Annotated in this window: 12 protein-coding genes; 4 read left to right on the top strand and 8 right to left on the bottom strand. The window is 45.2% G+C overall.

Annotation, left to right across the window (positions count from 1 at the left end; genetic code table 11):
- Nucleotides 1-22: 22 nt before the first annotated feature.
- From IPL83_05300 to IPL83_05285, 4 genes are read right to left on the bottom strand one after another with little or no spacing between them, the layout of a single operon-like run.
- The gene (locus IPL83_05300; protein MBK9038571.1) at nucleotides 23-2,269 is read right to left on the bottom strand and encodes a hypothetical protein; all 2,247 of its coding nucleotides are present in this window, start codon (nucleotides 2,267-2,269) and stop codon (nucleotides 23-25) included.
- A 2-nt stretch (nucleotides 2,270-2,271) separates the two neighbouring features.
- Nucleotides 2,272-3,282: a tryptophan--tRNA ligase gene (locus IPL83_05295; GenBank protein ID MBK9038570.1), complete on the bottom strand. Its 1,011-nt coding sequence runs from the start codon at nucleotides 3,280-3,282 to the stop codon at nucleotides 2,272-2,274.
- A gap of 33 nt (nucleotides 3,283-3,315) precedes the next feature.
- A complete protein-coding gene (locus IPL83_05290) occupies nucleotides 3,316-4,695 on the bottom strand; it encodes a hypothetical protein (protein MBK9038569.1) in 1,380 nt (459 codons plus the stop codon).
- 15 nt (nucleotides 4,696-4,710) lie between these two features.
- On the bottom strand, nucleotides 4,711-6,309 hold the full coding sequence (locus tag IPL83_05285) for a TldD/PmbA family protein (GenBank protein ID MBK9038568.1): 1,599 nt from the start codon (nucleotides 6,307-6,309) through the stop codon (nucleotides 4,711-4,713).
- 442 nt (nucleotides 6,310-6,751) lie between these two features.
- Here IPL83_05285 and IPL83_05280 point away from each other — a divergent pair, with 442 nt between their 5' ends.
- The gene (locus IPL83_05280) at nucleotides 6,752-7,453 is read left to right on the top strand and encodes a hypothetical protein (GenBank protein MBK9038567.1); all 702 of its coding nucleotides are present in this window, start codon (nucleotides 6,752-6,754) and stop codon (nucleotides 7,451-7,453) included.
- Between the two features lie 203 nt (nucleotides 7,454-7,656).
- Here the strand turns inward: IPL83_05280 and IPL83_05275 are convergent, their stop codons facing one another.
- A complete protein-coding gene (locus IPL83_05275; GenBank protein MBK9038566.1) occupies nucleotides 7,657-8,940 on the bottom strand; it encodes an MltA domain-containing protein in 1,284 nt (427 codons plus the stop codon).
- Between the two features lie 190 nt (nucleotides 8,941-9,130).
- Between IPL83_05275 and IPL83_05270 the strand changes: the two genes are divergently transcribed.
- Nucleotides 9,131-9,886: a hypothetical protein gene (locus IPL83_05270; GenBank protein MBK9038565.1), complete on the top strand. Its 756-nt coding sequence runs from the start codon at nucleotides 9,131-9,133 to the stop codon at nucleotides 9,884-9,886.
- On the opposite strand, the gene IPL83_05265 is transcribed toward IPL83_05270, so the two are convergent.
- Nucleotides 9,870-10,613 (bottom strand): hypothetical protein, encoded by a 744-nt coding sequence (locus IPL83_05265; protein ID MBK9038564.1) that lies wholly within the window; start codon nucleotides 10,611-10,613, stop codon nucleotides 9,870-9,872. The two genes, IPL83_05270 and IPL83_05265, sit on opposite strands and share 17 nt — an antisense overlap.
- Nucleotides 10,614-10,842: 229 nt before the next feature.
- On the opposite strand from IPL83_05265, the gene IPL83_05260 reads away from it, so the two are divergent.
- On the top strand, nucleotides 10,843-11,859 hold the full coding sequence (locus IPL83_05260; protein ID MBK9038563.1) for a nitronate monooxygenase: 1,017 nt from the start codon (nucleotides 10,843-10,845) through the stop codon (nucleotides 11,857-11,859).
- On the opposite strand, the gene IPL83_05255 is transcribed toward IPL83_05260, so the two are convergent.
- Complete coding sequence (locus IPL83_05255; protein MBK9038562.1) at nucleotides 11,842-12,252, bottom strand: response regulator; 411 nt, start codon at nucleotides 12,250-12,252, stop codon at nucleotides 11,842-11,844. The two genes, IPL83_05260 and IPL83_05255, sit on opposite strands and share 18 nt — an antisense overlap.
- A 234-nt stretch (nucleotides 12,253-12,486) precedes the next feature.
- On the opposite strand from IPL83_05255, the gene IPL83_05250 reads away from it, so the two are divergent.
- Nucleotides 12,487-13,941, top strand: coding sequence for a GHKL domain-containing protein (locus IPL83_05250; GenBank protein ID MBK9038561.1), 1,455 nt, complete (start codon nucleotides 12,487-12,489; stop codon nucleotides 13,939-13,941).
- On the opposite strand, the gene IPL83_05245 is transcribed toward IPL83_05250, so the two are convergent.
- Nucleotides 13,925-15,094: a hypothetical protein gene (locus IPL83_05245; protein MBK9038560.1), complete on the bottom strand. Its 1,170-nt coding sequence runs from the start codon at nucleotides 15,092-15,094 to the stop codon at nucleotides 13,925-13,927. The genes IPL83_05250 and IPL83_05245 overlap by 17 nt on opposite strands.
- Between the last annotated feature and the right edge of the window lie 83 nt (nucleotides 15,095-15,177).

The following is a 15,177-nucleotide window of genomic DNA, read 5'->3' as shown; positions in this document are numbered from 1 at the left end:
GGAATCCTCGTTAGAAAAAAACCTACAGCTCCAACTCGTCTTGAGTCACTGCGATCAAGCCACGATCTCTGGTAGAAAGAAAGACTCCATGGCCCGTAAAAAGGGGCTGAGAAAAGTGATGGCTGCCTGAGAAACGAAACTCCGAAATACGATGACCATCTTTCAAAGAGAGAACGATCAGCCAAGACTCCTGCTCTTTATAGGGCTCATGGGCAGCAACGAGAACATAACCATCCTGACTGCCAGCAATTCTTATCGTGTTCAATGAACTCGAGTGTAAAAATCTCTGTTTGTCATCTGAATAGACCCACTGGTATCGAGGCTGACCCAAGTCTTCTCCGTACACAAGACGCGAAACCTTGAATCCGAGAAACTTCGATTCATGCCTTTCATATTCGTAAAAAGGCACAAGGCCATCATGCTCAAGGCAGGAATTCAATTCCTCTCGCTTTTTTGGACGCAAAATAAATCCGTTATCTTCAGAAAAGACCTTCCAGGTTCCGTGATACTCAGGCTCCTTTTTGTAGTGTGATTCAATCATGCTGACGATCGAGGTGCGAATGTCCACATTGGCCATCAGACGCATAGGGACCAAGTCAAATTTTGATTTGGAATAATTCGAGCCTTTTGTTGGTGAAAACCCGAGCTCCAACAATTTTCGATAAGGGAGTTTAAGCCCTCCCACTCCCCAGTAAAACTCCTCCTTTGCAGAACCAACGACAGACACATCCGAAGATGTCATCCGTTCTTGGTTTTCTAAGGACTCATTGACCAGTACGATGGCACCATTTGTAGGACCAGACTCGTACAATGAAAAAGCACGTCCATCTGGCTTATCGCGAACATATCCAACGCAATGACCTCTCGTATACCCCAGGCGAGACAGAACCTCTTCTGCCCCACTTGTCGCCAACAGCCTTCTTCGAGTTTGCCAAATCCGATGGTGATGAATCACAAGGTTAGACTTTGAATTCTCGTCCAAAAAAACAGACCCTTGCCCGTAGTGAAGTCCCTCTATTTCCAAATCTCTGCGGACATCAAGCTCCTCTCGACCAGACAAATGATTCCCTGACATTTTATCAGGATCAAAAGCTATCACACTTCCTACCTTATCCCTGAGAAAACCCACAAACTTGTTTGGACCGACCGCCAAAGCCGCAACCGTCCCAGATGAATAATCGGCATTCGAGGTATAACACTCTTCAAAATCATTAACATCTAAACTGATAAATGGAATTTCACCCGGCTTATTGACTGCTGGCCGAAATGTCTCCGAACTGATTTTTACAATGGAGCATCCAAAGTTGTTCATTTTGGGGATCAAAGGTCCATTTCCAGTTGTGACCAATATTCTTCCGTCCGGCAGAACGGGAGGAGCTCCTCCGGCACAGTAAATTCCGCTATCAAATCCGGTCAATGCATTGTCTTGGTGATATTCACTCGGAAAAAAAGCAAGTGGCATCTTTTCTGCAAATTCGCCATTTTTCGTTGTTTCAAGTCCCAAAAGAACGCCTCGAATCCCCCTGTATTGACGATAAGGTCTACGCTCAGAAGGGGGATGTGAGTTGTTGTTCTTTGTCATCGAGCAGCCGAAGTAAACGACTGAGCCTTGATTTTGCTCTCGTAATCCTAAGGCTGTTTTACAAACGAGTCCAAAGCGTGGATCCAAATCCCATTTTACATTGGGAGTGTAGTGAGAAAAAATCTCAGCTAAGTTAACTTGACGTTGACTCACAATTCGTCCAGTGAAGACATCAAGAGCCATCAGGATAATTCCGCTCTTTGGTGGAACCCCATTTTCCGCACTGTAAAAATCCTCACTCCTTCCAAGGGCATAGATGATACCCGTATTCTTGCTCACTACTGGCGTAGAAAAAAGTTGGAACCCTTCAGGAAAACCAGCTTCCCAGCTGACACTGCTCCTATTGAGATTGAATGATTGAATTTTTCCTCTTCTGTTTCCGAAAATGATTTGATGTTTCTGATTTGCGAACAAAGACTCCTTGTAGGAAAGGTAAAGCGGCATCGACTCGACAGCTTCCTTGCCCCATGCATGCTCCTTTGCTTTGAGTTTCCCCCAATCAACCCCATGTTTTGTATCGTAAACATTGGAACGGGTTTGATCGCGCGCAAAGGTCAGGACCGAGGAGTCTGAAATCAGAGGAAAGGATATCTCTTGCACAAACCAAAAAATGGACGCAAAAGCAAAACCGATCATTGCATAAATAAAAATCGCTAATCGTCTTTTAATACTATCTCTTCTCCTCAAATCTAATGCTCAAGACCAATGATTTTACGAACATCTTTCAATCTTTGACTCGCAATTTCGCGAGCTTCATCGCCGCCGATTCGAAGCAAGCGGTCAATTTCTTCAGGATGGGCCATAAGCTCATTGTATCTTTCTCTTGGACCTTTGAGTCTGGAATTAATAGCCTGAAAGAGAGCTTCTTTTGCATTACCCCAGGAAATTCCGCTCAGATAAGACTGACGAAGTTCAGCAATCTGCTCAGGTCTCGCAAATTCCTTGAAAAGATCAAAGACCAAACTCTTGTCCGGATCTTTGGGCTCATCCGGACCAGAGCTATCAGTTTTAATTTTCATCACAAGCTTACGCAATACTTTCTCATCGGAAAACAAAGGGATCGTATTGCCATAACTCTTGCTCATTTTGCGGCCGTCCAAGCCCGGTACAAGTTTTGACTCCTTCTGAAGCACACTTTCTGGAACCACCAAAACTTCTGAATTGTAAGTTCGATTCAGCTTCTGTGCGATGTCACGAGCAATTTCCACATGCTGAATCTGGTCCTCACCAACAGGCACTTTATGAGTCCCAAACATCAAAATATCGGCAGCCATCAGGATAGGATATGAAAAAAGACCCATGCTCACTCCAAAATCCAAATCCTCCTTTCCGGCTTCTTGATTTTCGGCTAGCTTGGCTTTGTAAGCGTGCGCCCGATTCATAAGGCCCTTCGCAGAAAAACAAGAAAGGATCCAATTGAGTTCGAAAACTTCAGGTACGTCAGACTGGCGGTAAAACACCGTCGATTTCACATCGAGACCGCAAGCAAGCCAAGTTGCGGCAACTTCGTAAACCATTTCATTTAAGACTTTTGCATCATGGGTGTTAATGAGAGAGTGATAATCTGCAATAAAAAAAAAGGATCTTGTGTTGGGCTCTTTAGCCATGGCTAATGCAGGTCGAATAGCTCCCAAATAGTTTCCGATATGGGGCTGTCCCGTGGGCTTGACTCCGGTTAAAACAATTTTGGAACTGGACATGAACTCTCCTATTTCATAAACTTCGGAAGACTTTTAGGATGTGACCGAAACATTTCCAATCAAGGCCACCTCGGGCCCAAAGTAGGTGTGTCCTCCACCCTCATCGAACCAATTCTCAACAACTGCGTCCCCACCCCACAAGACTGAAGCAAAATTAGTGGGGAAGTGACCGGACAGGTTGCCCCCTTTTATGTAGCTCACTTTGCCGGTGCGATTGTCATAGAGTCGAGCCAGGCGAATTTCTGAAGAATAGGTTAAATCCATAGAGTTCGTGAAGAGTCCAGAGAACTGAAGCACTTCAAGAACCTTGTCCTGCGATTTTATTAACTGTTCTTTGCTTTCAAACTTGCTCGGAACAACAACGAGGTTTCCAAGGACCGTGGTCACCTCATCCCCTAAATATTGAGACATCTGGCTTGAAGTTGGATTGAACTGAATTTTGTTTTCTTGAACAAGTACCTTGTTTTCTTGAGATAAACCCTCGGCACTAAAAGATCCGCTTCCAAAGCAATAATCAAGGCTCGGGTCCAGCCTCATGACAAATGGCATGCCCTTAAAATTATCAATCAATGAGGTTCCCTTGGGCTTAAACGGCAATTTGTAATATTTTTGCCGCGAGCTCAATTGACTCAAAACATCGTGAAGAAGTGCATTGAGAACGTCCGCATGAAGTAAAACATGGAACTCTCCGGAAGCTAACTTCGCCGTCCTTAAACTTGCCTGAGCAAATTGGGCCGACTCCCGACACATTTTATCAAAATCAAGCTGCTCAGGGTGGGAAGCCCAGCGAGTAACTAAAAATTCCTCCGATAGACCCGAAGCTTTCTCTTGTGAGGAAAAACAGACCTCCGCGTAAATTTTTGATTCAATCTGTTCTGTAGAAAATCCAGAAGACAAGGTGCGCACACGATGCTCACGGATAACAAAGAGTTCGCCTGAATTAAATTGCCCTTCTGTAGCTCTTTGAATTGCCTTTTCCAAGTCTCGATAGACTTTGAAAGAACAATCTCTGATCTCTGCTAAAAGGGGCGGATAAACCTTCAGAGGAGGCTGAGTCTCTTCATCCTCTTTATCTGGCTTCGGGAAAAGCCATTGCTTTTCGACACCGAGCAAAGCTTTTTTCTCAAAGGCCTCCAATTGCGTAAGAAGATCCAATTTCTGAAACAGAGGCCCCTCTGCAACGCCCATTTTATTGCCATCTGGACGACGGACATAAAGACGCAAATGAAACGATCGATCTTCGACTTCGCGAGACTGATCAAGAACAACTTTTTGAGTCACACTTTGAATCAAATAGAATTCCTGACGATCTTCCTGGCGCTCAGTTAAGGCCCATTGCAGCCAAGCCCTACCTTGTTGGCCTGTGTTTTTCTTAAGACACTCCAGCAGATCAGCTCTATTCCAAAGCAACATCAATTCACTCCCCTTTTAACTTAGTAAAACCTTATCCACCAACATATAAGGACCGCCGCAACCAGCCGCCACATATTCTTTGTGGTACTTTCCACAGCCTCCCACTTCATTCCAGGGATGCTGAGACTCATCAACTTCCTCTCGATGTGCTTCAATTTTCGATTTTGCTATGATGGATCCTAGGTAATCGGGAACATAACCAGTCATCTGGATGGCACCGCCGTTCGGAGCTTTGAAAGTACGCCCAGTCAAGGCTCCATCTTTGATCTCTTCCACATAGGCCATTCCTACCTGGATGCCCATACCCTTTGGATCTTCCATTCCTCCAAAAGCCACGTCCGCAAAAAATCCATAATCGACCATGGCAATTAGCTCCGCAAACGTTTTTTCGCCGGCAGAGAAATAGGTGTTTGTTTGACGAGTATAGATTCCATGAGTCCAGCTTTCTCTCTTACCATTGGCTGTGCGTGGAACATCCAAACGCACCGCCGAGATCAAGTGGGTCATGGGATTCTGAAGAACTCCTTCTTTAACTAAACAATGTTCCTGCGCCAACCAACCCTCTTCATCAAAATAATAAGATCCCCAGGCCGAAAAGAAGTCGGGTCCATTTCGGTAGACAGCCGGATTGTTAATAATTGTGGCATGTTGATTTCCTACCTTTTCCTTGCTCTCATACAGCTCTCGAGCTTTCGAACGACCGCGCGCCCAAGTGTCTCCCTCCTGGGAATGACCAAAAGCTTCGTGTGCAAAAACACCTGTAATAGAAGGATTCATGAGAACCTTATAACGTCCCGGCTGAATCTTCTCCGCGTTCAAGCTCTTTCTCAACTTTTCGTAGGCCCCCAACATTTCCTGATCACTCATCTCAAGGGTCTCTCGGCCGCCAAGTCCACCTTGAACACAATGACCCCTTTCGCCGGCTTTGATAACTGCAACAACCAGGCTGTTTCGCAATAAACTCTGGCTCATCCGAGTCTGTTCATCGATAAATACAAAATCTAATTTTTCCAAACTCGTTCTCACCTGGAAAAAATCAGGATTTTTTGAAGCATGGCTGTTAGGCAAAGTCGCCTCAGCCTCGCGCAGACGATCAAAGTTATCTCGAGTGAACTTCATAACCTCATCATTGGTTTTCCAGAGCTCCTGACTTTGAGGCGTACCGAAATGAACCCAGGTTTGTTGGTTAACCCCTGCCGGTATTTGTTGAGTTATTTCGGGATCTAGAGCTACTTGCAAACGCTCCGCCCATGTTGGCGGCCGATAGACACGAACTTTCTCTCCCTGCCCACCCGCCTGCCCTTGAAGACGGACCCGTTCGTCCAGCTTGCGAACCATTTCCAAAACTGAGGCTTCTGATAAATCATGGCTCGCCTCCTCAAATAGAGTCACTCCGTCAAAGATTCGGACCACGATCCCCTCGCTCAACCTCTCCGACATCGCCTCCGACTTGCTATTGACCGAAAAATCTCGCTTATAGCGCCGCTCAATAACAAGAGAAGGATACCATCCCCCCTTCGAAACCTCCTTCAGATGACTATATGCTTTAATCCAAACAGCCTGAGCCTGTTCTAGACTTGGTTCAAGCTGAGCGCGAATCAGACTATGAGACATAAGACCCCCTTCAAGGCAAACACGACCTCAAATTGTCACATGAACCGGACCCAATTGCCAATTATCGCCGCAATGCGGAGAAATATTCAAGGCTCACCGACCATCAACCTGGATGATCAGAACACGAATTGAAAAAAAAATCATCCTTGTGAGAGACCAGAACACCCTGCAATTTCTTCCCGTTCTTGAGATCACCGCACCCCAACTCAAGCCACAAAGGATTACGAGTACGTATTTTTTTCTCAGCCACTGCGCGAAGCTTGTCACCGGGAATTTTCTCCCATCCATTTTGAAGACTCCAAAAAATCCACACCGCGCAACAGACATTCTGGCATTTCCATTGCTTAAGAAAGCTGTGTAGGTACCGCGAATGAAGTCATGAACTGAAGACTCGCGGACTTAAGGATGAATTACCATCTACGTAACCTGGAGGATTGAACCGATGAATTATGTGTCACCGCTGGCTCGCTCAGGATTATTTATTGTGCTCGCTGCCTTGACCGCGACTGGCTGCGGTAATTCAGATCGAAAAATGCACCGCTCAAAATCAACATTGCCAGCAGCAGTGCTTGATAGCAAGCCCGTACAGGAAAAAGCTCAAGATGAAGTAATCCCTCAGGCCGTTGCCTCCGCCCAAATCATTTCCGAAAACGCTTTGAGCTTCGAAATTGAGATCAGCCTACCCCTCAGCAAAGAGCTTCAGACACTGCTCAACCAAGGAACCACAATTCTCTACAAAGGAACTCTGAGCCAAAACAACACAGATAAGGAATACCAGCCTGCTGAGTTAGTCAGTCCAAGCAACGAAAACGAAAAAGTTTCGGTAGTAACTTTGGATTCAAAACATCAGGTTTTGCTTGTTGTCAAATATCCAAAAGAGACATCTGACCTCAAATCCGGAACAGCTCAGGTCTTCCTGAGAGACAAAGATGAAAACAACCAGTATCTCAACACCTACAAATGGATCTGGACGAAGGAGAAAACAGACCTTAATGAAATTGCCATGCTCATCGAAGCCGAAGCAGAGCAAAATGTTGACGATAGCCAAAAAGCAACAAAGCTGACTTTGGAACAAGCTGCCGAAAGCTTGGGAAAAAAACCTGTTACAGAAAATGGATCCCCTTCAATCAAAGGAGGAAGTTAGAAGTCTCGTTGAGAAAAATAATATGAAGTTGTTTTTCTCAATTTTGTCCTAACCACATCGGGTAAATCCTCAATTTTACCCAACCCAAATGACCTATTAACTTGACCGAAAGGTCAGGTATCACCAACTGCCCTTCACGGATGAAGGGCAGTCACTTTATCCAGAGTCTTAGGAAGCAAATAGATCAAACGTCCAAGATTTTTTCAGACTCCCGCCATTTTCTCTGCCTCCTTCCCAGAACCCCAGAACAAGTCTACTCGTCCGGGCCCGCGAATAGCGCCACCCGTGTCTTGGTCAAACACAATGCGCTTCTCAATTGACCATGAAGAAGGATATTGATCTTCACCTTCCTCAAAAATGGGCCTTTCAAACTCTAGAACGGCCATTGCCCCTTTCGGAAACAAACTCTTATCCGTCGCAATTGTTCTTCCATCAGCGACTGGCGTTCCCTGAAAGGTGATGCCCCGATTCTGCGGCGATTTCCTAAAAAAGACATAACTTGGATTCTTGAACAGCAATTCATTTCTCTGAGGGTCGGCAAGTCCCTGCAAGTGAGACACTATCTTTTGGAAAGTTATTTGCTCCTTTGGAATGAGGTGCAAGAGATCTTTGCCGATAGGATAGTAAGCATGCCCATTTTGGGCAGCGTAGGTCAGATGAAGAAACGAACCATCTTCCATGACAACTCTTCCGGAACCCTGAATTTGAAGAAAAAAAGCCTCGATCGGATCAACGTAACAGATCTCCAGCCCCTGCCCCTTTAAAACGCCCTCACCGTCAATCTGACGACGATCCGGAAATGGCACAATTTCCTGAACCAAAGAATCACCGGAAGGAGCCTTTACCTGGCCTCGCAAAGAATAAAGGGCCACACTCTGTTCAAAGAAGCGCTGCCGCCAGTCAGCAAGAGATGGAATCACTTCGGTGAAAAGATCGAATCTGACTGTAACCAGATTTTTGGGAGTAAGATACAAGGGCTGAGTGTAGTTTCCCTGCGGACGCCTAAATCCCTTTAGAAGGGGTTCAAAATAACCTGTAACCAAAACGCTTCCCCATCCATTTGCCCCTCCATAAACCTCATAAAAGTCAAAATTGGAGTCGATATAATTTCGCAGTCCCTCAGCCGAAGTCGAGCTGTCCCCAATAAAATCAAATAATCGCATCAATCCTTGACGATATTGAGAGAGAGGCATGCGCGTCGGACCAAATATCATATCAGAACGAAGGTAGTCTTCTCTTTCTGAGCCCTTCAATCGGCCCAACTGGAGATCCCAGTGAGCGAGCTGCTCCTGTAGGGCCTGCCTCAACCCCTTCAATTCGCTGCCCTCCTCCAATTGCTTTAGTATCTGATCGCTTTTCTTGAGAGGCCTCATGGCCAAAGACCGATCCTTCACCTGTAATCTTGCGCAGGAAAAAAATAGGCACGCAAAAATGGCTAAACGAATTTGCCACTCTAAAACCGCATATGGCGACCGACCACTTTTCATACTATTCCCCTCAAAAAGCCCTTCAGAGAATGCCAAAACTCGCCCTGGTCGGTCATTTTTTCATATTTAGGCCGATGAAACAAGAACTGCTCGCTCAAAGATCTGGCATTAAGATTGCTCATTGTCTACCGAGGAGGCGCATGCTCGCACGCGCCTGCTGGTGATTATTTTAATGTGAGAGGTTATAATTATGAATCCCGTAGATCTCTGCCCCCGCTGCCACCTGATCATTCCCCAAGAGCGAATGATGGATTCCCTTGTTGTCTGTAGCCACTGCGGGTGGGTCCTGTCTGGACAGGAGAGGCGTATCGACAAGAAACTGGGCAGGCAATTTCGAAATCAGGCCTTTCTATTGTCAGTCGCCCTTGTTGCTGTCTTTATTCATTTGGTGACTTGGGACCATTTCTTTCTTGAAGTCATACCTCTCAAGGCACGCCAGATATTAAATATCTCTTCTGCTGCCGAAATGACCAGGCTTGCTCAGATCTGTGAAGAACGAATGAATCCCACTTGCAGTGAATCGGCTCTCAAGGAGGCCGCTCGACGCCAACCTGAAGATCTGGAACTTCTCGCACAGTTGGGTAAACTTCAATACAAACTAAACGCATTTGATCGAGCTGCTTATTCACTGCAAGGCTATTTCTCGCGCGGAGGACGAGCCGTTGAACCCGCCTATCATTATGCCCGATCTCTAGAAGAAACGGGACGAAATGAGGAAGCAGCTCAGTACTATGATTTCGTTTTGGCCTCAAAGGATGAAAGCCTGCAAATCACCGTCACTCAAAAGTACCTCAACTTTCTCCGAAAAACAGGCCAGTTCGCGCGAGCCGTTGAGGTCATTCAGAACATCCAAGCAAAAGGATCCAATGCATCCACTTTCTTGGACGCAGAATTACAGGAGCTAAAGAAAAAAATAAATGGAGATTCAGTTAGGGCCGACTCTTAGGTCTTTTCTTGTCCTCACGGTCCATCTGTTCTAAGACCCGATTTCTTTCCGCCATGTTTTTCTTGGCCTCTTTTATAGTTTCAACCATGCCCTTGATTCCTTCCGGAGAATAAGAACCAGTGATCGATGGAGCTCCGGATTTCACAAAATCTTCATTCGCAGATCCATCCAATTTCGCCAATTGAGTTTTTTTGACAACATCCGGGCGAAAGCGATTGTTCGAATCTCGCTCTTCATCTTCTTCCTTTTCGTAGCGCGACTGGGCATTATCAATGACTAGAGTAGGATTTCCCTCCGAGTCCAAATAGACGTTCGAATCAATCGCCCTATAATATTTCCCATCCCGATAAACATACTTCCGACCATTTGTTTCGACGCTGTAAGGATTCCCAGACTTCAATCGATTCGATTTTGCATCTCCTGGAAACCCCACATCTGTTCGTAGCAAAGACCCCTCCGAATAGGTGTTCGAGCGACTGAGCTTCAATCCACAATCCTTGCAAACGGAATCGAGCCCCTTCTGGGCAACAACAAGCCCCTTGTTCATCAAGGAAGTCATGGATTTCATTAACGGCGAGGAGTCCTTTGCTTCAAGCTCGTTCTCTTTGACCGAGCGATCACTCCCAATCTTTGAAGCCAGAAAATTGGGCTTGAATAGAGCCTGGACAATCGAAATTCCACCCATCAGAGAAAAAGTCCAAAACATCCTACGTATATATTTTCCCATACTCTAATGATAACAACTTTGAACAAAAACTTAAAGTGAAGGTCTCAACATCTCACGTCTCATAGTTGGGGTCTCAAACCTGACGTCTCACGTCTCACCTCTCACCAGCGATCACCTGGCGGTTCATACCTCAAGGCTTATCGCTAGGTAACTATCTGTGTTTCATTTTGAGGCGGCACAAGTCTATGCTAAGATGGACCCACCTATTAATCTCAACCAGGATCATCAAATGTCTTCAATCAAGACCTCCATGACAGAACTTCTTGGGTGCCAGTTGCCCATCATCGGAGCTCCGATGTTTTTGGTTTCGAATATCAAAATGGTGGTAGCCATCTCTGAAGGAGGCGGAGTGGGCACTTTTCCTGCTCTCAACTATAGACCCCTTGAGAAATACTCTGAGGCTCTCAAAGAGATCAAGGCCCGGACGACTCAGCCTATTGGCGTGAATATCATTGTGAACAAGAGCAATTCTAGGCAGACTGATGATCTGCGTGTCGCACTTGATGCTGGAGTGAATTTGTTCATCACAAGTCTCGGAAACCCCAAGTCAGTTATTTCTGACGCCCACAAAAACGGTGCTAAAGTTTTTTGTGACGTCACAAATCTTGAATTCGGTCTCAAAGTCCAGGATCTCGGTGCTGATGGGGTCATCGCCGTGGGTTCCGGAGCTGGAGGCCATGCAGGCCCCATTTCACCTCTGGTTCTAATCCCTTGGCTGGCCAAAAAGCTTGAGATTCCTGTTGTTGCAGCCGGAGGAGTGGCGAACGGAGCGACTATGGCGGCCTGCTTGGCATTGGGCGCTGCCGGCGTTTCGATCGGGACACGATTTATTGCCTCGATCGAGGCAGATATTGACCCTTCTTATAAACAGGCTGTGGTGACAGCCTCGCCTGAGGACATCCTTTTGACCTCTCGAATATCTGGAACACCCGCCTCTGTTATCCGGACTGATTACATCCAAAAAAAGGGGCTAGAATTGCCTCTTCCTATTCGAATTTTAAAAAATCATCCTGTTTCAAAAAAATATATGGTTCCGATAATTCATTGGTTGGGGATGAAATCTCTCCAAAAGGCCGCAGAGGGAACAACTTGGAAGTCGGTTTGGAGCGCTGGACAATCCGTTGGTCTCATCGATGAGATTCTTTCATGCAAAGAAATACTTAAAAAATTGGTCGACGAATATGAAGTGGCGCGACAGATACTTCCGCCACTCTCGCCGTCTCTCTCCTCAGTTCGACTTAGGTAGGACAAGCTCAGACTTTAGCACCTCATTAACGACAGAAGCAATTTGTGACAACTGAAACGGCTTTTCAATGAGTCGATCTATTTCTAAGGACTGTATTTGATTGTAAGTTAACTCGCTGTGGCCTGACATAAGGATGATGTATGGATCATAGTCCGGGATTTCCGACCGAATGCGCCGAACGAGTTTGTCTCCTGTGCCTCCAGGCATCAAAATGTCAGAGATAATAATATCGGGCCTAAATTCTTCTGCCATCCTGAATCCATCTGCTGTGTTATTGGAATTTCTCACCTCACACTCCAACTCTTCTAAAGCCATATTAACCAATTCCCGAATAAGGTCTTCATCATCAACAATTAATAGCTTCCATTTTTTTCCGTTATTAGAATTCACCATATTATTCTCCCTGTGACACCTTCAGCATAGACAAAAGAAGTCAGAGGATTATGAAGTCAAAATCAAAGTTTCATCACAAATCTGTATTAAAGTGAAACGACTGTCCGCACGAGGTACATATGTTCTCCCAGCCATTCTTCTGCGCTTTTTATTTATACCGAGACATCCGATAAAACAGAGATTTCATCTTACTTCGAAAAGTGACTTGATTTAATGAGGAAAAACGAAAGACTTATGTCGTTCAACAAGACAGAAAAATCTGAGGCCATTGAATCAAAAAATGTTTCTGCGTCGACCTCAAGTTTTCCAAAAAAAACGGCAATTCTGGCAATTATGGGAAGTATTACCTTCCTCGTTCTGCAATTCCTTTCTCTCAAATCAGGACATAACACCTTGCAAGAGATGAATCACTTCTATTTCCCATTGACGGAGCGCAACGCTATCTCGCTGCGCCTCCATGAGAAAGTAACCGCAACCATTCATCTTGCGGTCGCCACTCGCAAATCGATTTTTATCGATGAAATTCTCGCCTGCCGTGAGGCCCTTGATCAAAATCAAGGCGTTCTGACTCCAAACATTACAACTGAGACTTCGTCATTTCGTGCGCTTGCATTGCCGAACCGAAAGTTTGTCGACCATTTTGAACTTGAAACCATCAATTTAATGAAAAATCAAAAATTTGGTAAAGCCTCATCGATTTTGGATTCCGAGGAGTATAAGGATGAATTGATCAAATACTCAGAGGCAATGCAGTTACTGGTCGAAGAAATGAGCACAAGGCGAGACGCGATACTTGATGTTCAAACCAGAAAACTTTATCTGACAGGTTTTATCTCCATTTCTGTTTTTGTGTTAACAATTTTCTTCTGGGGATTTTTTATAAAAGAATACCTTGTGAGTATCAAGGCTCGGAAGACAGCAGAACGTCTTTTGGACGATGAAAAGGCCAAAACAATTCATGCCTCTAAGCTCTCAACACTCGGAGAAATGGCCGGTGGCATTGCCCATGAGATAAACAATCCACTTGCGATCATCCACGGCTATGCGGAGATCCTGACTCGCCAACTCTCAAAGGATGTAATAAACATCGAGAAACTAAAAGATGTGGCCCTAAAAATACAAGAAACAACCAATCGAATAGAAAAAATCGTGAAAGCCCTGCGAACTTATGCCAGAGACGGCTCAAAATCACATTTTCTTTCAAGTGATCTTAGAAAAATTGTGGATGAAACACTCACCTTGTGCATGGAGAAGCTGAAGAATCGTGATATTCAGCTGATCTACAATCCTCCAGCCCATTCTGTCATGTTGAATTGCCAAGAGGTACAGATCAGCCAAGTCATTCTAAACCTCATACAAAATGCGGTCGATGCCATTGAAGCGCAGACCACAAAGAAATGGATCAAATTGGAGATTCTCCCAGTTTCAAATACTTGCCAGATTCGAGTGACTGACTCAGGCCTCGGAATTCCAATTAGCTTGCACGATAAGATTCTTCAACCCTTCTTTACAACAAAGGATATTGGGAAAGGAACGGGATTGGGGCTCAGCATCTCAAGCTCGATCATTCGAGAGCATGGGGGTCGATTCTTTTATGACAAAGATAATCCCAATACCTCGTTTGTAATTGAAATTCCAATGACTCAGCAAGCTGCTGAATCGGTGGAGACAATCAAAACTGCTGTCTAGTCGCTTTTGTTTGGCTCCTCGGCAGGGCGTTTGGACCCTTAAAGTCCTCTGGCAAATTGTTCATGTTTGAAAGCCGACGTGCACTGACGAGCCGGCCTGCCTCATCAAAGAGGCCCAAATGATACTCCATGCTCCTAAATCGTCGAATCCGCCCGTCTTTCATATGCAATTGCAATCCATATTCACTTAAAAAAAATCCTCTCTGAATCTGACCATTTGGGTGAAACGAAACCTCATATTTGAATTTCAGCTTCTTTCCCTGCACTGGTATCTCTACTGTCTCGGACTTGAGAAGGGCATCACGTGGGACTCCTGTCGTATGAAAGGACAGTTTCACTGGCCCGCGCTTCCCACTGAGATCTATATCAAATCCGTTTTGACTCTTATAAATGTAAGATTTTTCTGATGGCGCCATCAGTCCACTTTCAACTTGGCCATTATTGTAAACGCGAATTGAATTGTTTGAATCTACAGAGTAGTCGACACCAGCCAGGGTCACAGTGGGAATCAAACTTTCAAGTCCGCGCAGAGACGACACGTAGTAGGATAGACCTCGCACTCCTCGCCCAGCACCCTGACTCCAGAGCCTCACAAGAGTTCTGATTTTGCTGTGATCAACTTGAGTCCCCCTATTCTGAAAGAACTCTGTCAAAAGGCCATTGAAAATAACTCCGGCCTGATCATCTGTACTTAATCTCTGCCACAAATGACTCTCGATAGAAAACTTTTGATTTTCGCCAGAATTGCGAAAAAGAACCTTTGCCAGCCGACAACTGAGAGGCAGGCCAGAGGCTCTCAATCCTTCATTTGGTGACGTCGCCTCGCCTTTTGAGATGTAGTTGACCCGACTTGGCATCTCTTTTAGGTCAGCGTAGAGAGCCCTAATCAATTCAGAATGAAAACTCTCTGCTTGAGAAAGCGCCCACCGAACCCTATCAAACACCCAAGCTTCATGCTTTGGGAACGCCGCATGAAATTCTTCTCCCTCATAGTAATCAAGAAGGCGATAAACTTCACGATTGCCATCTCGGCAAATCACGATTTGACCTTCAGATTGGACATCAACCTTGAGAGCTTGCGCATCAGAAATAAATATAAATAAAAAAATTAAGAAACCGGCCACAAAGGTAAAATCTCGCCCTATCATTTTCATTTATGCTCCTCCTGAGCAAAAACAGAAAATATTCCACATAAAATTATTGCAATCCTGCTCAGGATTGAACAGTCCCGAAAGCA

This window comes from Bdellovibrionales bacterium (genome assembly GCA_016716765.1).
Lineage (GTDB): Bacteria > Bdellovibrionota > Bdellovibrionia > Bdellovibrionales > UBA1609 > JADJVA01.
This window is presented reverse-complemented; position numbering and strand designations above follow the sequence as displayed.